General features: G+C 73.7%; 19 protein-coding genes. 13 read left to right on the top strand and 6 right to left on the bottom strand.

Annotated elements, in window-relative coordinates:
- Positions 1-1,475 (top strand): hypothetical protein (locus L3K22_RS08180; RefSeq protein ID WP_263310927.1); only part of this gene is annotated, 1,475 nt, incomplete at its 5' end.
- A 4-nt stretch (positions 1,476-1,479) separates the two neighbouring features.
- Here L3K22_RS08180 and L3K22_RS08185 read toward each other — a convergent pair.
- Positions 1,480-2,973, bottom strand: coding sequence for a pyridoxal phosphate-dependent decarboxylase family protein (locus L3K22_RS08185; RefSeq protein WP_263310928.1), 1,494 nt, complete (start codon positions 2,971-2,973; stop codon positions 1,480-1,482).
- Positions 2,974-3,096: 123 nt separating this feature from the next.
- Between L3K22_RS08185 and L3K22_RS08190 the strand changes: the two genes are divergently transcribed.
- A complete protein-coding gene (locus L3K22_RS08190) occupies positions 3,097-3,435 on the top strand; it encodes a GNAT family N-acetyltransferase (protein WP_263310929.1) in 339 nt (112 codons plus the stop codon).
- A gap of 430 nt (positions 3,436-3,865) precedes the next feature.
- The gene (locus L3K22_RS08195; RefSeq protein WP_263310930.1) at positions 3,866-4,375 is read left to right on the top strand and encodes a mycothiol transferase; all 510 of its coding nucleotides are present in this window, start codon (positions 3,866-3,868) and stop codon (positions 4,373-4,375) included.
- 100 nt (positions 4,376-4,475) lie between these two features.
- Here the strand turns inward: L3K22_RS08195 and L3K22_RS08200 are convergent, their stop codons facing one another.
- Entirely contained in the window at positions 4,476-4,940 is a 465-nt protein-coding gene (locus L3K22_RS08200; RefSeq protein ID WP_263310931.1) for a DoxX family protein, read from the bottom strand.
- A 305-nt stretch (positions 4,941-5,245) separates the two neighbouring features.
- Here L3K22_RS08200 and dnaB point away from each other — a divergent pair, with 305 nt between their 5' ends.
- The 5 genes from dnaB (at position 5,246) to L3K22_RS08225 (ending at position 11,231) form a co-directional block, all read left to right on the top strand.
- Complete coding sequence (dnaB, locus tag L3K22_RS08205; protein WP_010550821.1) at positions 5,246-6,622, top strand: replicative DNA helicase; 1,377 nt, start codon at positions 5,246-5,248, stop codon at positions 6,620-6,622.
- Positions 6,623-6,960: 338 nt separating this feature from the next.
- Entirely contained in the window at positions 6,961-7,500 is a 540-nt protein-coding gene (locus tag L3K22_RS08210; protein WP_263310932.1) for a (2Fe-2S)-binding protein, read from the top strand.
- Positions 7,497-8,528, top strand: a complete 1,032-nt coding sequence (locus L3K22_RS08215; protein ID WP_263310933.1) for an FAD binding domain-containing protein — start codon at positions 7,497-7,499, stop codon at positions 8,526-8,528. The genes L3K22_RS08210 and L3K22_RS08215 overlap by 4 nt, the downstream gene beginning before the upstream one ends.
- The gene (locus L3K22_RS08220) at positions 8,521-10,593 is read left to right on the top strand and encodes a xanthine dehydrogenase family protein molybdopterin-binding subunit (protein ID WP_263310934.1); all 2,073 of its coding nucleotides are present in this window, start codon (positions 8,521-8,523) and stop codon (positions 10,591-10,593) included. Before L3K22_RS08215 ends, L3K22_RS08220 begins: the two co-directional genes overlap by 8 nt.
- Complete coding sequence (locus L3K22_RS08225) at positions 10,590-11,231, top strand: nucleotidyltransferase family protein (protein ID WP_263310935.1); 642 nt, start codon at positions 10,590-10,592, stop codon at positions 11,229-11,231. The genes L3K22_RS08220 and L3K22_RS08225 overlap by 4 nt, the downstream gene beginning before the upstream one ends.
- 4 nt (positions 11,232-11,235) lie before the next feature.
- Here the strand turns inward: L3K22_RS08225 and L3K22_RS08230 are convergent, their stop codons facing one another.
- Entirely contained in the window at positions 11,236-12,444 is a 1,209-nt protein-coding gene (locus L3K22_RS08230) for an XdhC family protein (protein WP_263310936.1), read from the bottom strand.
- Positions 12,445-12,615: 171 nt separating this feature from the next.
- On the opposite strand from L3K22_RS08230, the gene L3K22_RS08235 reads away from it, so the two are divergent.
- Together L3K22_RS08235 and L3K22_RS08240 are read left to right on the top strand one after the other, a co-directional pair.
- Positions 12,616-13,023, top strand: a complete 408-nt coding sequence (locus L3K22_RS08235) for a DUF485 domain-containing protein (protein WP_263310937.1) — start codon at positions 12,616-12,618, stop codon at positions 13,021-13,023.
- Complete coding sequence (locus L3K22_RS08240) at positions 13,023-14,609, top strand: monocarboxylic acid transporter (RefSeq protein ID WP_263310938.1); 1,587 nt, start codon at positions 13,023-13,025, stop codon at positions 14,607-14,609. Before L3K22_RS08235 ends, L3K22_RS08240 begins: the two co-directional genes overlap by 1 nt.
- A gap of 189 nt (positions 14,610-14,798) precedes the next feature.
- Here the strand turns inward: L3K22_RS08240 and L3K22_RS08245 are convergent, their stop codons facing one another.
- The 3 genes from L3K22_RS08245 to L3K22_RS08255 form a co-directional block, all read right to left on the bottom strand.
- Entirely contained in the window at positions 14,799-15,092 is a 294-nt protein-coding gene (locus L3K22_RS08245; protein ID WP_263310939.1) for a hypothetical protein, read from the bottom strand.
- Between the two features lie 530 nt (positions 15,093-15,622).
- Positions 15,623-16,060: an OsmC family peroxiredoxin gene (locus L3K22_RS08250; protein WP_263310940.1), complete on the bottom strand. Its 438-nt coding sequence runs from the start codon at positions 16,058-16,060 to the stop codon at positions 15,623-15,625.
- 157 nt (positions 16,061-16,217) lie between these two features.
- Positions 16,218-18,161 (bottom strand): solute carrier family 23 protein, encoded by a 1,944-nt coding sequence (locus L3K22_RS08255; protein WP_263310941.1) that lies wholly within the window; start codon positions 18,159-18,161, stop codon positions 16,218-16,220.
- A 242-nt stretch (positions 18,162-18,403) separates the two neighbouring features.
- On the opposite strand from L3K22_RS08255, the gene L3K22_RS08260 reads away from it, so the two are divergent.
- The 3 genes from L3K22_RS08260 (at position 18,404) to L3K22_RS08270 (ending at position 21,230) form a co-directional block, all read left to right on the top strand.
- On the top strand, positions 18,404-19,639 hold the full coding sequence (locus L3K22_RS08260) for an MFS transporter (RefSeq protein WP_263310942.1): 1,236 nt from the start codon (positions 18,404-18,406) through the stop codon (positions 19,637-19,639).
- Between the two features lie 91 nt (positions 19,640-19,730).
- Positions 19,731-20,549 carry an alpha/beta hydrolase gene (locus L3K22_RS08265; protein WP_263310943.1) on the top strand — a complete coding sequence of 273 codons (819 nt, stop codon included), beginning with the start codon at positions 19,731-19,733 and terminating at the stop codon, positions 20,547-20,549.
- A 111-nt stretch (positions 20,550-20,660) separates the two neighbouring features.
- The gene (locus tag L3K22_RS08270) at positions 20,661-21,230 is read left to right on the top strand and encodes a hypothetical protein (RefSeq protein ID WP_263310944.1); all 570 of its coding nucleotides are present in this window, start codon (positions 20,661-20,663) and stop codon (positions 21,228-21,230) included.
- Positions 21,231-21,272 lie beyond the last annotated feature (42 nt).

A 21,272-nucleotide genomic window follows, 5' to 3' on the forward strand; every position in this document is an offset into this window, starting at 1 on the left:
GGGCCCGGGGCCGACGCCGCGGCGAGGCCCTCCGCGCCTCCGCCCCGATGCTCGCCGTCGTGCGCGCCCTCGAGGCCAGCTCCCTGCCCGGCCCCGACGGGGGGCGGGGCGGCACCGTCGACCCGCGCCGCGCCGTGGCCCGGCTCCGTGCCGCGCTCGCCGTCCTTCCCGAGGTGCGCGACGCGCTGCTCGAGGATCCCGAGCGCGAGCTGCGGCTCCGCCTCGCGCAGGCCCTCGAGGCCGTCGGCGACGTCGACGGGGCCGTGAGCCTCGCCCTCGACGTGCTCGAGCTGACCACGCAGCAGGCGACGGAGCGCGGCGAGGCCCCCGCGGATCCGTGGCGCCTGGAGACCGGGGCCCACGCCCTCCTCGCCCGCTTGCTCCGGCAGGAGCGGCCCGTCGTCGCCGCGCACCACGCCCTCGAGGCGCTCGGCGGGCTCGCCGACGTGGACGACCCCCCGCTGCGGATCGGGCTGATCACCTCCCTGCTGGAGGCGCTGATGGCGGCCGGCGCGACGGATCTCGCCGGCTTCACCGCAGGGCGCCTGCTCTCCCTGCAGCGCACCCTCGAGCAGGACCGGCTGCGGATCGCCCCGCTCCTGGCCGTCACCGCCCAGCGCCTCCAGGCCGAGCGGCTGGACGCGGCGTGGGTGCCGCTCGAGCAGGCCCGCGCCCTCGCCCGCGAGCACCGCGACCACCGCTCCCTGCTCGAGGCGGCGCGGCTGGCCGCGAGCCTCCACGAGCGCGCCGGCGACCACGCCGCCTCCCTCGGGGAGCTGCAGCGCCTGGCCGCGGCGGCGCGCTGGCTCGTCGACGACCTCGACACCCCGCGCGAGGAGCGCTCCGAGAGGCTGCGCACCGAGCTGAGCGCGAACGCCCTGGCGATGCGGCGGGCGCTGGACCTGGGCCGCTCCGGGGCGGTGCACGTCGCCGCCCGCGAGATCGAGCGCCGCACCCGCCCCGACTCCGGCTGGGACCTGCCGCCCGAGCTGTTGTGGGACCACCTGGTCGATGCCCGGATGGGGGTGCTGATCGTCGCCGGCGATGCGCTCGCCCGCGGCGAGCAGGGGACCGACCAGGCCGGCTACGAGGCTCGCCGCCGCGAGGTGCTCGACGCGATCGGGCGGATGCCCGAGGGGCACGACGCGCGCGCCCGCTACTGGGCGTCCTATCTCGACGACCGCCACGCCGACCTGCTCGCCCGGCGCGGCGAGACCGCAGCCGCGCGCCGCGCCGCCCGCCGGGCCCGCTCCGCCTACGAGGCGCTGGGCCGGGACGAGGACGCCGCCCGGGTCGCGAGGCTCGCGGCGGAGCTGGAGGCGGCTCGCGAGATCGGGGGCGGAGCCGAGCGGGCCGGGCACGGGGCGGAAGGCGACGCCGACGTGCGGGCCGGGCACGGGGCGGAAGGCGACGCCGACGTGCGGGCCGGGCGCGACTGCGAGGACGGCGGCGACGAGCGGGCGGCGAGCGCCTGAGCGCTCAGCTCCCGTCGGCCTCCCGCATCGTCTCCTCGAGCACCGCGATCACGGCCCGCGGATCCGTCGCCGGGTTCACGAAGGCGAGCCGCAGCGCGATCTCGCCCCGGAACGCGGTGGGCACGCACAGCATCGTCCCGTCCTTCGCCAGGCGCTGCGACCAGCGGCGATAGGCGGCAGGCGTCCATCCCGGCCGACGGAACACCACCACGGACAGCTCCGGCTCCATGAGCAGCTCGAGGTGCTCGCTCGCACGGATCGCCTCCGCGACGGTGCGGGCGGAGTCCAGGCAGCGGTCCACCGCCGCGGCATAGGCGGCGGTGCCGTGGGTGGCCAGCGAGTACCACAGCGGCAGGCCGCGGGTGCGGCGGGAGAGATGGGCGGCGAGGTCCGAGGGGTTGGACTCGCCGCGGTCGATCGAGTCGAGATAGGCGGCGTGCTGGGAGTGCGCGGCCGCCGCCGGGCGCGGGTCCCGGTACAGCAGTGCGCAGCAGTCGTAGGGGGCGAACAGCCACTTGTGCGGGTCCACGATGAAGGAGTCGGCCTGCTCGATGCCCGCGAAGCGCTCCCGCGCGCTCGGCGAGGCCAGCGCCGCGCCGCCGTAGGCGCCGTCCACGTGCACCCAGGCGCCGTGGCGGTGCGCGACCTCGACCACGGAGGCGAGGTCGTCGACGATCCCGGCGTTCGTGGTGCCGCCCGAGGCGACCACCGCGCAGATCCGCGGATCCTCCGCCAGCAGCGGTTCGAGCGCGGCGCCGGTGAGATGTCCGCGGTCGTCGACCGGGACCGTGACCACGTCCATGTCCAGCAGTCGCGCGGCGGAGGCGACCGAGGAGTGGGCGGTCGAGGCGCAGGCCAGCGCCCAGCCGCCGCCTGGGCGTCGGCCCCGCTCGCGCAGCGCGTGGTCGCGCGCGGTCGCGAGCGCCGAGAGGTTCCCCTGGGTGCCGCCGGAGACGAACACCCCGGCGGCGTCCGCCGGCCAGCCCAGCAGGTCCGCGAGCCAGCGCAGCACCTGGTTCTCGGCGAAGATCGCGCCGGCGCCGTTCTCCCAGATCCCGCCGAACACGTTCGCGGCGGAGACGACGGTGTCGAAGGCGACCGCGGCCCGGGTCGGCGCGGCGGGGATGTAGGCGAGGTTCATCGGGTCCTCGCTCGAGCGGGTCGCCGGCAGCAGCACCTCGTCGAACAGCTCCATCGCGCGGGCGGCGCCGATGCCGTCCTCGGTGATGGTCGCGCCCACCTCGGCCTGCAGCTCCTCGGCGCTGCGGGCGGTGGTCTTGGGGTCGGTGGCGACGGTGGTGTGCGCGGCCGCCCAGCGCAGGGCGAGGCTCACGGCCTCCCGCTCGTCGCCCCAGACCTCCGAGGGCTCGCGGTGGCGCTGCAGCGCGTCCGCGGCGCGGGAGAAGGCGGAGTCCTCCGCGGTCGGGGCCGTGCTCTGCGGTGCCGGTGCGTCGGGAGCGGGGGAGGGGGTGAGGGGCTGTGCGGGGTCCGGGATCACGTCCAGCATGGTCGCACGCGCGCGGCCGACGGGAGGGCCGGGCGGGGCGACCCGCCTGCTCGGTCCTGACAGGGACGTCCGCCTGGCGTAGCGTGGAGGCACCGGTCGAAAGGGGGCCCCGCCATGACGATCGGAGCCGACGGCCTCCCCGAGGAGCACGTGCATGGGCCCGGGGAGACGATCGCCGTGAGGGACAACGCCCGGGCCGGACGCTATGAGGCGGTCCGGGGCGGTGAGGTCGTCGGGATCATGATCTACGAGCGCACGCGGCGCCGGGTCGAGCTGATCCACACCGTCACCGACCCCGAGCACCGCGGCGAGGGCGTCGCCTCCGTGCTCGTGCGCACCGTGCTCGCCGAGGCGCGGGCCGCCGCCCTCCCTGTGCTGGTGATCTGCCCCTTCCTCGAGAGCTGGCTGCAGCGCCACCCCGATCAGGCCGTCGGCGTCATTGCCGAGGACTGAACACCGCACGGGCCGCGCCCCACCTGCGCCGCGCCTTCCCGAGCAGGCTCCTGCGCCCGCTCGGCTCGCGCTCGACCCTGCCCCGTTCCCCTTCGCACGGACCTGTTCCGCCGGCTCTCGCCTGGCCCCGCCCCTGCTCGCCCGGCCCATCGCGGCTCTCGCCTGGCCCCGCCCCTCCCGGCCCTGCTCTCGCCCCGCCGTAGGGGACCCTGGTCGAATAGTGGCGCATGGCGTACCTGTATGCCTATATAGCCGTAGTGGCACGCCATGTGCCGTGACCTGACCACGCCGCAGCCCCGCCGGCGCTCCGGCACGCTGGCATCCTGATGTGCCGAACCGGGGTCCTGGTCCTGGCGCGGAGCCCGCACCTGCTGAGGCCATCCTCGGCGACCGGCGGACCGAGGGGCGCGCCGACGGGTACCGTCGGACCATGGACGCCATCGACCTGCTCCGCGAACTCGCCTCCCGCCCCCGTCACGTGGCCGACTCGCTGCGCGGCCGACTGGGGCCCCTGGAGCTCGCCGCCCACCCCGGCGGGCACCCCAACTCGATCGCCTGGCTGCTGTGGCACACCGGGCGCGAGATCGATGTCCAGCTCGCCGCGCTCACCGGCCAGGAGGAGGTGTGGGCCAGGGGCGACTTCGGCGAGCGCCTCGGGCTCGGCGCGGAGGGGGACGCCGTCGGCTACGGCCACAGCCCCGAGCAGGCCCGCGCGATCGAGGTCCAGGACGGCGAAGGGCTGCTGGACTACGTCCTCGCCTCCCTCGATGCGCTGGAGTACTACCTCGACGAGCTCGCCGCCTTCGACCTCGGCGACATCGTCGACGAGGCCTGGGACCCGCCCGTCTCCCGTGGTGCCCGCCTGGTGAGCATCGTCGACGACGCGATCCAGCACCTCGCCCAGGCCTCCTACGTGCTCGGGATGCCCCAGCGCGGCTGAGCCCGAGCCGAATGCGCTGTGCCCGGCACCGCCCCCGTCTGGGGCCGGTGCCGGGCACAGGTGATGGCGGCCGGGGACGCCGGAGCGGGAACCTCCCGGGTCAGGCCGCCGCTGCGGCGGCGGAGGAGGCGCGGCTGCGGGAGCCGCGTCGGCCGCGCAGCAGGGCGTCGAGCGAGAGGCGTCCCGCCCCGACCGCGGCGATCGCGAGCGCACCGGCGCCGAGCGCGCCGACCAGCTCCCAGCCGCCGGCGTCGATGAAGACGCCCTGGGGGAGGTGCACCAGGAGCGCGGCGACGAGCATGTCGATCGCGAGCAGCAGTCCGACGATGCCGGTGAAGGCGCCGGCTATCAGCGCGATGCCGCCGACGAGCTCGACGATCGCGACGACGGGAGCGGCGATCTCGGGGGCCGGCACCCCCATGCCGCGGAAGCTCTCGGTCGCTCCGGCGAGGCCGAAGGTGACGAGCTTCTGGTAGCCGTGCGCGGCGAAGATCGCGCCGAGCAGGATGCGGGCCACGAGCAGGCCGAGGTCAGAGGCCATTCCGGTGCGGGACGAGGCGGCCATGGGGGTCCTTCCGTCGGGGGAGAGTGCCCGGCGAACGTAGAGGAGGAGCAACCCTGACTTCAAGGTTTGAGTGACCCGGCGAGGGATGCGCCTCATTCCCTCTCGGGATCCGGGGCCGCTGTGGCGGGGGCGGATCTGAAAAGCGACCGGAACCCACCGGCGCCGACGGGGACCGACCGGGAGCGGCCGGCGCGCCGCGAGCCCGTCGGCCGATCCGCCGTCCGACCTCTCCTCCCCATCGGCGCGTCCTCCACCGACGGAAGGATCACGTCCCGTCCGTCCGCGGGACTTCCTAGACTGGCTCGGTGACATCCACCGAAGCCTTCGAAGCCGGATCCGACCGCGCGCTGGAGCGCACCCCGCCCCAGGACCTCGCCGCCGAGCGTGGCGTGCTGGGCGGCATGATGCTGTCCAAGGACGCGATCGCCGACGTCGTCGAGACCGTGCGCGGCAACGACTTCTACCGCCCCGCGCACGAGATGATCTACGAGGCGATCATCGACCTGTACGGCCGCGGCGAACCCGCGGACCTGGTCACCGTCTCCGACGAGCTCTCCAAGCGCGGCGAGCTGCAGCGCGTGGGCGGCGGCGCCTATCTCGCGGACCTCATCGACATGGTCCCCACCGCCGCGAACGCCGGCTACTACGCCGAGATCGTGGTCGAGCGTGCCCAGCTGCGACGCCTCGTCGAGGCCGGCACCCGCATCGTCCAGCTCGGCTATGCGGCCGACGGCGGCGAGGTCGACGAGGTCATCAACGAGGCGCAGGCCCAGATCTACGCGGTCACCGAGCGCGGCCAGAGCGACGACTTCCTGCCGCTGGGCGAAGTGATCGACGAGACCCTCAACGCGATCGAGGCGACCCAGAACCGCGGCGGCCAGGTCACCGGCGTGCCCACCGGCTTCGCCGAGCTCGACGAGCTCACCCAGGGCCTCCACGGCGGGCAGATGATCATCTTCGCGGGCCGCCCCGCCATGGGCAAGACGACCCTCGGCATGGACGTGCTGCGCTCCGCCTCGATCCACAACGGCCAGACGTCGGTCATCTTCTCCCTGGAGATGGACAAGACCGAGATCACCATGCGCCTGCTCTCTGCCGAGTCGCAGGTGCCGATGAACCGCATGCGCGACGGCTCGATGGACGACCGGGACTGGCAGTCCATGGCCCGCGCCATGAGCCGGATCGCCGATGCGCCCCTGTTCATGGACGACTCCGCGAACATGTCGCTGATGGAGATCCGCGCCAAGTGCCGCCGCCTGAAGCAGAAGCACGACCTCCGTCTCGTGGTCATCGACTACCTGCAGCTGATGAGCTCGGGCAAGAAGGTCGAGTCCCGTCAGCAGGAGGTCTCGGAGTTCTCCCGGGCCCTGAAGCTGCTGGCCAAGGAGATCGACTGCCCCGTCATCGCGATCTCGCAGCTGAACCGAGGCAGCGAGCAGCGCACCGACAAGACCCCGATGATGTCGGACCTGCGAGAGTCCGGGTCGATCGAGCAGGACGCCGACGTCATCCTCCTGATCCACCGCGAGGACTACTACGAGAAGGAGTCCGCCCGCGCCGGCGAGGCCGACCTGATCGTGGCCAAGCACCGCAACGGCGCGACCAAGACGATCCCCGTCGCCTTCGAGGGCCACTACTCGCGGTTCAAGGACATGGCGCACTCCGGCGGCTTCAGCGGCTGACCCGCGGCGCCGACGGTGTCGCAGCGACGACGGGACCGCGGCGCCGACCCTGCAGGGACGACACGTGCGGTGACGTCGAGGACCTCCCCTCACCCCCGCAGCAGATCCCTCAGCGCCGCCTCCGGGGAGCGGGCCCCGTCCAGCAGCTCGGCCCGGCGGTACCGGGTGAACACCCGCGGGTCGATGGAGGAGCCGCGAACGCGGCCGCGCCGGTCCTGCCACTGCGGAGACCGTCCCCCTCGGCGCAGGCGAACGATCGGTCGGTGGCCGGCGGATCCGGTTGCCGAGTCCTCGGGCGGCCAGTACGTTCGAATCCCGACCTGATCCGGAGGCGTCCGATGGGCCATCCACTGCACCTCGTCATCGACGGTCAGCCGCACGACCTGACCGTCGACCCGCGCACCACCCTGCTCGACGCGCTGCGGGACCACCTGGGGAACATGTCCCCGAAGAAGGGCTGCGACCACGGCCAGTGCGGTGCCTGCACCGTGCTGGTCGACGGGCGGCGGCTGAACTCCTGCCTGCTGCTGGCCGTGTCCCTCGACGGCGCGGAGGTGCTCACCTCGAACGGCCTCGCCCCCGACGGAGAACTCTCCGCCCTGCACACCGCCTTCCTCGAGCAGGACGCCTTCCAGTGCGGCTACTGCACCCCCGGGCAGATCTGCTCCGCGACCGGCGTGCTCCGCGAGGCGGCCGACGGACACCCCAGCGTGGTCACCGACGACCACGGGCACGACCACCCGATCGAGCTCACCGAGGACGAGATCCGCGAGCGGATGAGCGGGAACCTGTGCCGCTGCGGCGCGTACGTCAACATCGTCGCCGCCGTCCAGCAGGCGGCCGGGGCGAGCACCGCGAGCGAGGGGACGGACCGATGAGACCCTTCGACTACGTACGTGCGGACGACGCCGCCGGCGCCGTCGCCGCGATCGCCGAACGACCCGGCGCGACCTACCTCGCCGGCGGCACCAACCTCGTCGACCATCTCAAGCTCGGCATCACCGCCCCCGATCTGCTGGTCGACATCGGCCGTCTCGACCTCGCGGACATCGAGGAGCTGCCGGACGGCGGTCTGCGCGTCGGCGCCATGGTCCGCAACAGCGATCTCGCCGCCGATCCGCGCGTGCGCCGCGACCACCCGATGCTCTCCCGCGCCCTCCTCTCCGGCGCCTCGGGCCAGCTGCGCAACGCCGCCACCACCGGCGGGAACCTGCTGCAGCGCACCCGCTGCGTCTACTTCCAGGACCCCACCACCCCCTGCAACAAGCGCGCCCCGGGCAGCGGCTGCTCGGCGCTCGGGGGCTACACCCGCTACCACGCGATCCTCGGCGCCTCCGACGCGTGCATCGCCACCCACCCCTCCGACATGGCGGTCGCGCTCGCCGCCCTGGACGCGACCGTGGTGGTGCTCGGCAGCGACGGCGAGAAGCGCCTGCCCCTCACCGCGCTGCACCGCCTTCCGGGGGACGAGCCCGAGCGCGACACGGTCCTCGAGCACGGTGACCTGATCACCGCCGTCGAGCTGCCCCCGCCGGACCGCGCAGCCCGCACCCGTTCCACGTATCGCAAGATCCGCGACCGCGCCTCCTACGCCTTCGCCCTGGTCTCGGTCGCCGCGGTGCTCGAGCTCGACCCGGACGCCGCGCGGCCCACGATCCTCTCCGCGAGGATCGCCCTCGGAGGCGTCGCCCACGCCCCCTGGCGCGCGCGCCGCGCCGAGCAGCTCCTCGCCGGGGCCCCCGCCACCCGCGAGAGCTTCCGCCGGGCCGCGGCGGCCGAGCTCGAGCAGGCCCGTCCTGCGGAGGGCAACGAGTTCAAGGTGACGATGGCCCAGGGCGTGATGGTGAGCGTGCTCGCCGAGCTCGCCGGCCTGGGCGAGGAGAACGAGGAGCCCCGTGATGAGTGACCTCCTGCGCGCCTCCTCGATCGGCACCCCCCGGGTGCGTCTGGACGGGCCCGACAAGGTGCGCGGCCTCGCTCCCTACGCCTACGAGCACCCGGTCGAGGATCCGCTCCATCTCTTCCCTCTGTGCTCGACGATCGCGCTCGGCCGCGTCACCGCCATCGACGCCACGGCCGCGCTCGCGCTCGACGGGGTGGTGCGCGTGATCACCCACGAGAACGCCCTCCGGCTCGCCGACACCGAGGACGGCGAGCTCGCGATCCTCCAGGACGACCGGATCGGCTTCCGCGGCCAGTACCTCGGCGCCGTCCTCGCCGAGACCCCGGAGACGGCCCGCCAGGCCGCCGACCTCGTCGTGGTCACCACCGAGGCCGCACCGCACGATGCCGTCTTCCGCCCGGACCACCCCGCTGTGCGCGAACCCGAGGGCGGCGCCGACGACATCGACACCGGTGACCTCGAGGCCGCGCTCGCCGCCGCGGACATCGTGGTGGACCAGCGGTACTCCACCCCGCTCGAGCACAACAACCCGATGGAGCCGCATACCACCATCGCCCGCTGGGACGGCGAGGAGCTCACGCTGTGGACCTCCACCCAGGGCGTGCACCCCGCTAGGCAGACCCTCGCCCCGATGCTGGGCATCGACCCCGAGCAGCTGCGGATCATCAGCCCGCACGTCGGCGGCGGCTTCGGCTCCAAGGGCCTGCCCCATGCGGACATGATGCTCACGGCGCTGGCCGCGCACGCCGTGCCCGGCCGCGCGGTGAAGCATGCCGTCACCCGCCAGCACATGTTCGCGCTGACCGGGTACCGGCCCGCCACCTCCCAGCGCTTCCGGATCGGGGCCCGGGCCGACGGCACGATCACCGCCTTCGGGCTCGAGGCGGTCTCCAGCTCCTCGCACACCAAGGAGTTCCCCGAGGTGGCGATCAAACCCTCCCGGCAGATGTACGCCGGCGAGCACCGCCGCATCACCCAGCGCGTGCTCCCGCTGGACATCGCCGTCCCCTCCTGGATGCGCGCCCCCGGCGAGGCACCGGGGATGGTGGGCCCGGAGATCATGATGGACGAGCTCGCCGAGGCCTGCGGACTCGACCCGATCGAGCTGCGGGTGCGCAACGAGCCGGAGCATGACCCCGACACAGGGATGCCCTTCAACCGACGCCGGCTGATCGACTGCCTGCGCGAGGGCGCCGACCGCTTCGGCTGGGCCGACCGTGACCCGCGGCCCCGCGCCCGCCGGGAGGGCGGATGGCTGATCGGCACCGGCGTCGCCTCGGCGACCTATCCCGCATCCCGGCAGCCCGGCTCGAAGGCCCGGATCCGTCACGAGGCGAGGGTCTACGAGGTGGGCATCGGCGCCGCAGACCTCGGCACCGGCACCTGGACCGCCCTCACCCAGGTCGCCGCCGACGCCCTCGAGGTCGACCCGGACCGCATCGCGCTGCGGATCGGCGACACCGCGCTGCCGAACGCGACCGTCGCCGGCGGCTCCACCGGGCTCGCCAGCTGGAGCGCGGCCGTGCTGGCCGCCGCGGACGCCTTCCGCCGCGAGCACGGCACCGCCCCGGCCGACGGCGTCGAGGCGATCGGGGAGGCCGCGGAGAACCCCGCCGAGAAGCAGTTCGCCATGCACTCCTACGGCGCCCAGTTCGCCCAGGTCCGCGTCCAGGAGGAGACCGGCGAGATCCGTCTGGACCGCATGCTCGGGGTGTTCTCCGTAGGGCGGATCATCAACCCCCGCACCGCCCGCTCGCAGCTCCTCGGCGGGATGACCATGGGGGTGGGGATGGCGCTGCACGAGAAGGGTGAGCTCGACCCCCGCTTCGGACACGTCGTCAACCACGACCTCGCCGAGTACCACGTGCCCGTCAACGCCGACATCCGCTCCCTCGAGGCGTACTGGCTGGACGAGGAGGACCCCCAGGCCGGGCCGCTCGGGGCGCGCGGCATCGGCGAGATCGGCATCGTCGGTGCCGCTGCGGCGATCGCCAATGCCGTCCACCACGCCACCGGGGTGCGGGTGCGGGACCTGCCCGTGTTCGGCAGCGACCTCCTGGCGCGGTGAGCGACGCGTCGTTCGACGGCCCCCGGCCGGCGGCCGCGTCTCCCGCCGGCCTGATCCTCGCCGCGGGCGCCGGACGGCGCCTGGGCCGCGGCCCCAAGGCACTGCTGCTCCTGCGCGGCGCCCCCCTGGTCGAGCACGTCGCGCGCGCCCTTCGCGAGGGCGGCTGCGCCGAGGTCGTGGTCGTCACCGGCGCGGACGCCGAGCGGGTGGGCTCCGTCGTGGACGGGATGCCGTGGGCGCGCACGGAGGAGAACCCGCGCTGGCACGAGGGGATGGGGACCTCCCTGCGCACCGGCCTGACCGCGATCGGCCCGGGCCGCGACGTGCTGGTCACACCGGTGGACCGCCCCGGGACGTGCGCGGCAGAGGTGGCCCGGGTGCTGGCCGCCCACCGCCCCGGCGGGATCACCGCCGCCGCCCACCGCGAGGCCTCCGGCGGGCTCCGACGGGGCCATCCGGTGCTGCTCGACGCCGCCTGGACCACCGCCGCCGCGGAGGCCGCGCACGCGGACGTCGGCGCCCGCGACCTGCTCCGCACCCGGCGGGATCACGTGCAGCTCGTGGACTGCACGGATCTCGACGACGGTGCGGACCTCGACCTCCCCGAGGACCTGTGGCGGCTGGACGTGCGGGGCTGACCTCTCAGCCGCGCGCAGCGGTGCGCGCATGCAGCGGACCGCTGCCGTCGCGCAGCGGCTCGACCGTGCGGCGCTCGGCCCGCACGGCCAGGATCTCCGCGAGGATCGCGATAGCCACCTCCGCCGGGCTCCCCGCCCCCAGGTCGAGGCCGATCGGGGAGCGCAGCCGCGACAGCGCCTCCCCGTCCACCCCGGCCTCGCGCAGCGCCGTGCGCCGATCGTGATCGCTGCGCCGGGACCCCATCGCACCGACGTAGGCGATGTCCAGCCGCAGAGCGGTGGCGAGCACCGGCAGGTCGACCTTCGGATCGTGCGTGAGCACGCAGACCATGCTGCGGGCATCGAGGTCACCGCGCTCTGCGGCCGCGGCGAGGAACCGGTGCGGCCAGGCACGCACCACCTCCGCCCCCGGGAACGCCGTGGGATCGGTGAACGCCGGCCGATGGTCGCACAGCGTGATCCGCACCCCGAGCGGCCGCGCCGCCTCCACCAGCGCCTGCCCGAAGGCGTTCGCCCCGCACACCACCAGGTGCGCGGGCCGGATGCGGGACTCGACGAAGAGATCGATCGTCGAGGCGCCCGCGGGGAGGCGGAGGGTGCCGGTGCGCGCCTCGCGGAGCATGGCGGCGACCCGGGCGCTCCCCGCCTCGAGCATCTCCGGGGGGAGCAGGGCCGTGAGCGCGCCGCGGATCTCCTCGGCCCCGTCGCCCGCGAGCAGGACAGCGTGCGGACCGTCGGCGTCCTCGCCCTCGGACCGGGCCGGGCACCGTGCGTCGTCGCCCTCGGGAGCGACCGCCGATAGAGCGTCGGGCCCGTGCGGCAGCCGGGTCACGTAGGCGGCGGGGGCGGGGTCGTCGACCGTGCCGAGGGGGCTCTGGGTCCCCGGGGGCGGGGGAGCGAACGGCTGGATCAGCACCTCGAGCGAGCCCCCGCACATCAGCCCGACGGCGAAGGCGTCCTCCTCGCTGAACCCGAAGCTCCGGACGCTGCTCCTCCCGGTCTCGAGCGCTTCGCGGCAGGCCTCGAGCACCGCCCCTTCGACGCAGCCGCCGGAGAGCGAGCCGTGCAGTGCACCATCGGTGCCCACCAGCATCGAGGTGCCCACGGGCCGCGGCACGGAGCCCTGGGCGGAGACGATGGTCGCGACGGCGCAGGGGACCGGATCGGAGGGCCGGGCGAGGCGCTCCCGGGCGCGGTCCAGGATGTCGAGCACCTCCTCACCCTACGCGGTGGCCCGGACCGGCACGAGGGTCCCGACCTCTCGATCGGACGCCTGGTCATCGCGCACTCTGCCTATGACTGGGATCACACCTGCTACGGTTTCCGGGAGCGCCGGTCCTGCTCCCCGGGCCGGGGCGACGAACAGAACGAAAGAGTTGTGTCCGTGACCACCCCGCCCTCTGCGGCCTCCGGCCCCTCGCCCGAGCCGGGCTCCTCGCCGGACCGCGGCCAGGCGCCGCATCCCGGCGCCCCGCCCTCCCCCACCCCTGAGCAGTTCCGGGCCGTCCAGAAGTCCGAGGAGTTCGGCCGCCTGCGCTCGAGCTTCCGCAGCTTCGCGATCCCGATGACCGTCGCGTTCCTGGTCTGGTACTTCGCCTACGTGCTGCTGTCCACCTACGCAGAGGGCCTGATGTCCACCCCGGTGCTGGGCAATCTCAACCTCGGCCTGCTGATGGGCATCAGCCAGTTCCTGATGACCTTCCTGATCACCTGGCTGTACATCCGCCACGCGAACCGGAACCTCGACCCGATCGCGGAGAAGCTGCGCGATGAGCTGGAGGGGGAGCACTGATGGAATTCGGCAACCCGCTCTTCAACATCGCGATCTTCCTCGCCTTCGTGGTGGTGACCCTCGCCGTGGTCATCCGCGTCTCCAAGCAGAACGTCACCGCCGGCGACTTCTACCACGGCGGCCGCGCGTTCTCCGGCCGGCAGAACGGCATCGCCATCGCCGGCGACTACCTCTCGGCCGCCTCCTTCCTCGGCATCGTCGGCGCCGTCGCGCTCTACGGCTACGACGGGCTGCTGTACTCCGTCGGCTTCCTCGTCGCCTGGCTGGTGGCGCTGCTGCTGGTCGCCGAGCCGCTGCGCAACACCGCGAAGTACACGATGGCCGACGTGCTGAGCTTCCGCATGCGCCAGCGCCCCGTGCGCACGGCGGCGGCGACCTCCACCCTCGCCGTCACCTTCTTCTACCTGCTCGCCCAGATGGCGGGCGCCGGCGCGCTCGTCTCGCTGCTGATCGGCATCGAGGGCCGCGTGGGCCAGTCGATCGTGATCGCCGTGGTGGGCGTCGTGATGATCGCCTACGTGCTGATCGGCGGGATGAAGGGCACCACCTGGGTGCAGATCATCAAGGCGGTGCTGCTGGTGACCGCCGTCGGCGTCGCGACGGTGTGGATCCTGGCGCTCAACGGCTTCAACCTCTCCGAGGTGCTCGGCAGGGCCGTCGCGGAGCATCCCGACGGCGCCGCGATCCTCGAGCCGATGCACCAGTACGGCTCCTCCGGCGCGTCCAAGCTCGGCTTCGTCTCCCTGGCGATCGCGCTGGTGTTCGGCGCCGCCGGCCTGCCGCACGTGCTGATGCGCTTCTACACCGTGCCGACGGCGAAGGAGGCCCGTCGCAGCGTGGTCTGGGCGATCGGGCTGATCGGCTTCTTCTACCTGTGCACCATGGTGCTCGGCTTCGCCGCCGCGTACATGGTGGGCGTGGACGTGATCGGCACCCTGCCCGGAGGCTCGAACTCCGCCGCACCGGCGCTCGCCTACGCGCTCGGCGGCACCGTGCTGATGGGCATCATCTCCGCGGTCGCCTTCGCGACGATCCTCGCGGTCGTGGCGGGCCTGACGATCACCGCCTCCGCCTCCTTCGCGCACGACATCTACAACGGCGTGATCAAGGAGGGCAGCGCTACCTCGGCGCAGGAGGTCCGGGTCGCCCGGCGCACCGCCGTGGTGATCGGCGGCGTCTCGATCATCGGCGGCATCCTCGCCGCCGAGCAGAACGTCGCCTTCCTGGTCTCGCTCGCCTTCGCGATCGCGGCCAGCGCGAACCTGCCCTCGATCCTGTACTCGCTGTATTGGAAGCGGTTCAACACCCGCGGCTCGCTGTGGAGCATCTACGGCGGACTCGGCAGCGCGCTGATCCTGATCACCTTCTCCCCCGTGGTCTCCGGCTCCGAGACGGCGATGATCCCCGGGGTTGACTTCGCCTGGTTCCCGCTGACGAACCCGGCGATCATCTCGGTGCCGCTGGGCTTCTTCCTCGGCTGGCTCGGCTCGGTCACCTCCTCGGAGCACGACGAGCTCAAGCAGGCCGAGATGGAGGTCCGCTCCATGACCGGCGCCGGCGCGGAGAAGGCCACCCAGCCGCACTGAGCCTCGAGATCCGACGTACGGCCCGGGCGGAGCACCCCTCTCGGTGCCCCGCCCGGGCCGTGCGCGGTGCTCGTCCCCTCCGGTCACCGGTCGCCATCCCATGTCAGCTGTCGGAAAGGGCTCCGATACCGACAGCTGACATGGGATGGCCGGGGGCGGCCCGGCGCTGAGCACCTCGAGACCGAGCTCTCAGGCGAGCGGCAGCCCGGACTCCGGGCGGGTCGCTCGGTCGTGTAGGTCGATGATCCGCTGCTCCTCGGCCGACGGGGCAGGGCCGGTCACCTCGAGCAGGCGGCACACCGCGACCTGCGCGGAGGCATCGCGGTAGCGCCGCACCCAGTCCTGATGCTCGGGGGCTGTGGCGGTGCGGGTGCCGAGCGACTCGAAGCGGTCGATCTCCACGCGCCACGGCTTCGGTGTGAGGAGGGCGCGATAGGTGTCGTGGACCCGGCTTAGCAGCATGTACAGCGGATCGCTGCGCACCGCCGCCGAGGAGTCGGGAGAGCAGTCCGGGCCGCTTCCCGGCCCGGCCGATCCTCGACCGCGACCGGCCGGCATCCTCCTGGGGGAGGTCGACGTCCCAGATCAGCAGCGCATCGGTGTTCAGCACGGCCGTGCCGTAGCGGTTGCGGGTCACCGCGGCGATCAGCGTGCCGTCCTCGCCATGGACCTCCTCGAGCAGCTCCTCCGGCAGGCGGCGGCTCGGGTAGTACTCCAGGCCCGAGTCGTGCTCCTGCTCGGGGCCGCCCGCGGCGACGAGCGCGTCCATGCGCTCGCGGGCATCGCGCCGGGCGTCCTCGACCGAGACGTCGGAGGAGCCGTGGATCGTCAGCGCGAAGGGGCCCTGCCCGGGGAAGGTGTGCGTCTCGCGGACGGCGGCCCAGTGGCGGGGGATCGGTTCCATGGCGTCGGCCGTACCGGCGCCATCCCATGGCAACTGTCGGAACCGGCACCGATCCCGACAGCTGGCACGGGACGGACCGGTGCGGCCGCTGGCGGTGCGACCGTCTCGCTCAGCCGAGCGAGGCCTCGAGGGTGATCTCCACGCCCGCGAGCGCCTTGGAGACGGGGCAGGTCTGCTTGGCCTCCTCGGCCAGGCGCTGGAAGTCGGCGTCCTCGATGCCGGGCACCTGTGCGGTGACGGTCAGGGCGATCCCGGTGATGCCGCCCTCGCCCGCGTTGAAGGACACCTTCGCGGAGGTGTTCATCGAGGTGGGCGGGGTGTCGTTCTCGGCGAGCATGTTGGAGAACTGCATGGAGTAGCAGGCGCTGTGCGCGGCGCCGATCAGCTCTTCGGGGGAGGTGGTGCCCTGCTCGGCGTCCTCCGAGCGGGCCTTCCAGGAGAGGTCCATGGTGCCGAGCTGCGAGGTCTCCAGGGTGGTGCTGCCGGAGCCGGAGATCAGGTCGCCGTTCCAGGCGGTCGAGGCGGTGCTGACGACGGTGCGGGGCATGGTGACTCCTTCGGTCGAGGGTCGCCCCCGCGCTCACGAGGGCGCTCTCCCTCACGCTAGCCCGGACCCGCGCCCACGTCGATGCCTGCCCGGGGAGCCTCGGCCGTCAGCAGGGGCGGGGGCGCACGACGGGTCCGTCCGCCCGCGCCCTTTCACCTCACTGCAGCGACTCGAACTTCCTCGCCCAGGCGGAGCCGATGGGGTTCGCGTCGGCGACCATGATCCCGAAGCGGTCCCCGGCGATCTCGGCGACCTCGGTCAGGGCCACGCGCCGCTCGTGCTCGGGGGAGTGGGCGAGGCGCCGCACCCCGTCCTCGAGGATCTTGCGGAAGGAGTCGGTGCGGCCCAGGTAGGCCACGAACGGGAGGCCGAACCTCTCCTCGTAGCGGGCGGAGAGGTCGCGCAGTGCCTCCACGTCCTCCTCGGCGAGGCTGTCCAGGGCGAGGGAGCCGACGTCCTGGCTGATGCTGCCGGCCTGCTCCTCGTCGGCCGTGACCAGGGTGGCCATGTCCGGATAGGCGCGCACCAGCGCGTCCTGCTCGGAGCGCTCGGCGGTCAGCACCGCGTCCTCGATCGCAGCGCGCAGCGCGGGCGCGTCGGCGAAGGGGCGTGCCTCCCAGGCCCGCTCGAGCGGCCAGGTCGCGCCGTTGAACAGGGTGCCGAAGGTGCCCACGAACGCGTCGCGGTCCATGGCGTTGACGTCCTCGATGCCGATCCGTCGGCCGGCGGCGTCGGTGGCGACGTTCGCGCCGCGCTGGCGGCCGAGGTGGAAGAACAGGATGTTCAGCACGATCGCGGTGAGCGCGCCGACGGTCACGCCGGAGGAGACGAACACCTGCGCCCAGGAGGGGAACACTCCCGCGATGTCGGGCTTGAAGCTCACCAGCATCGCCAGGCCCAGCGAGGTGCCGACGATGACGGAGTTGCGGTTGTCGGTCAGGTCGACCTTCGACAGGGTCTGGATTCCGACCAGCGCGACCGAGGCGAACAGGGCGAGCGAGGCGCCGCCGAGCACGGGGGAGGGGATCGCGGCGACGACCGCGCCGGCCTTCGGCAGCACGCCGAGGACGATCATGATCACGCCGGCGCCCGCGACGACCCAGCGGGACTTCACGCGGGTCAGGCGCACCAGGCCGATGTTCTGCGCGAAGCAGGTGTAGGGGAAGGAGTTCAGCACGCCGCCCAGCAGGGTGGACAGGCCGTCGGCGCGGATCGCCTCGGAGATGTTCTTCGGCCGGATGCGCTTGCCGACGATCTCGCCGGCGGCGAAGACGTCGCCGGTGGTCTCCACCATCGTGATCAGCATGACGATGATCATCGAGATGATCGCGGTGAGCGAGAAGGTGGGGATGCCGAAGTAGAAGGGGGTGGTGACCCCGAAGGCGGAGGCCTCCGTGACGCCGCTGAAGGAGGTGTCCCCGAGCAGCACGGCCACGGCGGTGCCGATCACCAGGCCCAGCAGCACCGCGATCGTGCCGAGGAAGCCGCGGAAGAACCGCTGGACCAGGACGATCACGGCGAGGGTGCCGAGCGCGTAGAGGATGTCGCGGGTGGCGGGGACGCCCTCGGCGTAGTTGGTGATGTCCCCGGCGGAGACGCCCAGCAGCGTGATGCCCATGGTGGTCAGCACGGTGCCGATCACGACCGGCGGGAAGAACCGCAGGATCTTCGCGAAGTACGGCGCGACCAGGAAGGTGAACAGGCCCGCGACGATGATCGAGCCGTAGATCATCGGCAGGCCCTCGGCACCGCCCTCGCCGCCGGTGGCCGCCAGGCCGATCGCGATGATCGGGGAGACGGCGGTGGTGGTCACGCCCTGGATGATCGGCAGGCGCACGCCCACCTTCCAGAAGCCGACGGACTGGATCAGGGTGGCGATGCCGCAGGTGAACAGGTCCGCGTTGATCAGGTGGATCGTCTGCTCGGGCGTGAGGCCGAGGCCCGAGGCGATCAGCAGCGGCACGATCACGGCGCCCGCGTAGAAGGCGAGCACGTGCTGTATCGAGAGCACGGTGAGCCGGCCGGGCGGCGGCACCTGGTCGACGGGGTGCACGGCGCGAGGGGCGGTCGCGTCCGGGGCGGGGGCGGCGGCGGAGGTCATGGGCGTCCTAGGGATCCGTCGGGCGAGGGGCCGACGCAGGGGTGGGGGCGGGCCCGGCGCACCGGGCCGCGCACCAGCGTAGGCCGGGGCGGGCGGCCGCGGCCTCCCCGTTCGGCCCGCGACCGGCCCTTCCGAGGGCCGATCGGGCCCCTGACCGGCGCGGCGAGGGCCGACGTGAGATCGATGGCACCGGATGGAACAACGCCCTGGCCGATCGCGGCGGGGAGGGGTACAAGGGAGGGGTGAGCACCCCCGAGCAGTCCGACGACCCGTCCTCGACGACCTCCGTCGGCGCGGTGCTCGCCCTGCTCGCGGTCGCGACGATCGCGGTGAACCTGCGCCCCGGCGCGACCGGCGTCGGACCGCTGATGGAGCCGATCGTCGCCGCCTACGGGCAGGGACCGGCCGCCTCCGGCCTGCTCACCGCCCTGCCCTGCCTCGCCTTCGGCGCCCTGGGCCTGCTCGCCGTGCCGATCTCGCGCCGCCTGGGCCTGACCGGCTCGATCGTCGCCGCCTTCGTGCTCTCCGGGGTCGCGCTGCTGCTGCGGCCGGGCACCGAGGTGTTCTGGCTGTTCGTGGCGCTGTCCGTGCTGGCCCTGATGGGGCCCGCGCTCGGGAACGTGCTGGTGCCGGCGTGGATCAAGCTGCACGGCGGACGCCGCACCGTGGGGCTGATGACCCTGTACAGCGTGGTCCTCGCGATCGGCGGCTCTGCCGGGGCGTCCCTCGCCGTGCCGCTCGCGGGCGGCGCCGCCGACGGCTGGCGCGGCTCCCTGCTGTTCTGGGGCGCGGTGATGGCGCTGCCGATCGTGGTGTGGGCCGTGGTCCTCACCCGCACCGGGCACGACTTCCCGCCCGCCCCGCCGAGCGCCGGCCGGGACGGCGCGCCCCGCGCCTCCCTGCTGCGCTCGCCCACCGCGATCGCGCTGACCTTCATGTTCGCGCTCCAGTCGCTGAACGCCTACACCCAGTTCGGCATGCTCCCGCAGATCCTCGCCGACGCCGGGATCAGCCCCGCCAGGGCCGGGATGCTGGTCGGCGTGATCTCCGGCTGGGGCCTCGTGGGCGGGCTCGTGATGCCGACGGTCATCGCCCGCGCCCCCGGATTGCGCTTCGTCGTGGCGAGCTTCGGCGCGCTGACCACGATCGGCTATCTCGGCCTGCTGCTCGCCCCGACCGTGAGCCCCCTGCTGTGGGCGTGCGTGCTCGGGATCGGCAGCTTCGCCTTCCCCACCGCGATCGCGCTGCTGCCCGCCCGCACCCGCTCCCCGCAGATCACCGCCCGCCTCTCCGGCGCGACCCAACCCGTCGGCTATCTCCTCGCCGCGATCGGCCCGATCCTCGCGGGCGTGCTCCTGGACGCGACCGGCTCCGCGGCGGTGGTGCTGTGGTTCCTCGCCGGCACCGGCGTGCTGCTCGCGATCGCGGGCTTCCGCGCCGGGCTGCCCCGGATCGTCGACGATGAGCTGGCCGGCTGAGCGAGGGCCGACCGGCCGCCCGCCCGCCGGTGCGCCCGGCAACTCGGGGCGCTCCGACGCGCCGCCGCGGATCCCGTGGGAAGATGCCCCCATGAGCCTCGTCCGCACCCTGCGCATCCTGGCCTCGCAGCGGCCGTCCCTGCCCCCTCGCTCCGTCGCCGACCCCTCGCGGGTGCGCCGTGTGCGTTACGACCACGTGCCCGTGACCTGGATCGATCCCGACCTCGCGAGCACCGCGACGATCGTGCACCTGCACGGCGGCGCCTACGTGCAGGGCGAGTCCCGCCAGACCTGGGAGTGGCTCGAGGAGGTCGCCCGCCGCGCAGGCACCGCCGGGGCGATGATCCACTACCGCCTCGCCCCCCGCCACCGATACCCGGCCGCGGTCGACGACGTGCTGCGGGCGCTGGCCGACATGCAGCGCGAGACCGTGCTGCGCCCGCATCGCTGGGTGCTCTCCGGGGACAGTGCCGGGGCGGGGCTCGCGCTCGCCGTCGCGCAGATCCTCGCCGCCACCGGGGTCGACGCCCCTGCCGCGCTGCTGCTCGAGTCGCCCTGGTCGGACCTCTCGCGCGAGGACCACGGGGAGGAGAGCCTGAAGGTCGCCGCCCGCCTCTACGCCGGTGCCGTGCCCCGCACCGAGCCGCGGCTCAGCCCCGCGCTCGGGGACCTCTCCGGTCTGCCGCCCGTGCACCTCGTCGGCGGGGACCGCGACCCGCTGGTCCACGACTGCCGGCGCCTGATCGCCGCCCTCGCCGAGGCCGGCGCCGAGCACGAGGTCCTCGAGCTGCCCGGCGGCGGCCACCAGGTCGCCGTCGCGGCCGACGGTCCAGCTGCGCAGGAGGCGCGACGCTTCCAGATCGCGGCCGTTCGCGCGGTCCTCGGCATCGACGCACGCGCCGCCCGCTGACCTGCCGCGACAGCACCCGCCCGGCCGGCGGTGCGCGTCGGCCTCCAGGGCACCCGCGCAAAACATGACGCTGTTCAGAATTCCTCGCGGGAGAGGGGTTATCCTCTCGCCATGAGCGGAGCAGACCGAGGGGTCGGCGGAAACGTGATCTGGGACAGCAGTCCGCGGGCGGTCGCGCGGGTGCGCGATGCGGTGGTCGGGCATGCCGCGACCGGGACGCTGCGCCTGGTCGTCCAGCAGCTCGCCCTCCACGAGGAAGGGCGCGAGGTCGGCGTCCACGAGGTCATCGACGCGATCCTCGATGTCGGCGGGAACCTCGTCGCCTACCCGGTGCGGGAGGCGGTGCGGGCCGATGCCGCCGCCTCCGCCGCGCTGGACGGCGCCCTGGCCCAGCTGCGGGCCGACATCGCCGAAGAGCTCACCTCTGCGGTCGACTCACTCGAGGTGGTGCTGGACCGCGACGGCCGCCGCGAGGTGAGGTTGATGCTGCAGGTCGAGGTCTCCCCGGGCGAGCTGGAGGACGATCCCGCCCCCGACGCCCTGCACGACGGCGACTTCCACATCCACCACCACGCGCCCGCGCTCGACGACCTGCGCGACCGGGTCGCCGAGCCGTCGCCGAGCCCGCTGCGGCGCGTGCTGGGCCGGATGCGCGCGAGCCTCGCGCACCGACGTGCCTGACGCCCCGGGATGTCTGTCGGTCCGGGGCGCCTGATGCACCGA

The sequence above is a fragment of the Brachybacterium atlanticum genome, assembly GCF_025669985.1.
GTDB lineage: Bacteria > Actinomycetota > Actinomycetes > Actinomycetales > Dermabacteraceae > Brachybacterium > Brachybacterium conglomeratum.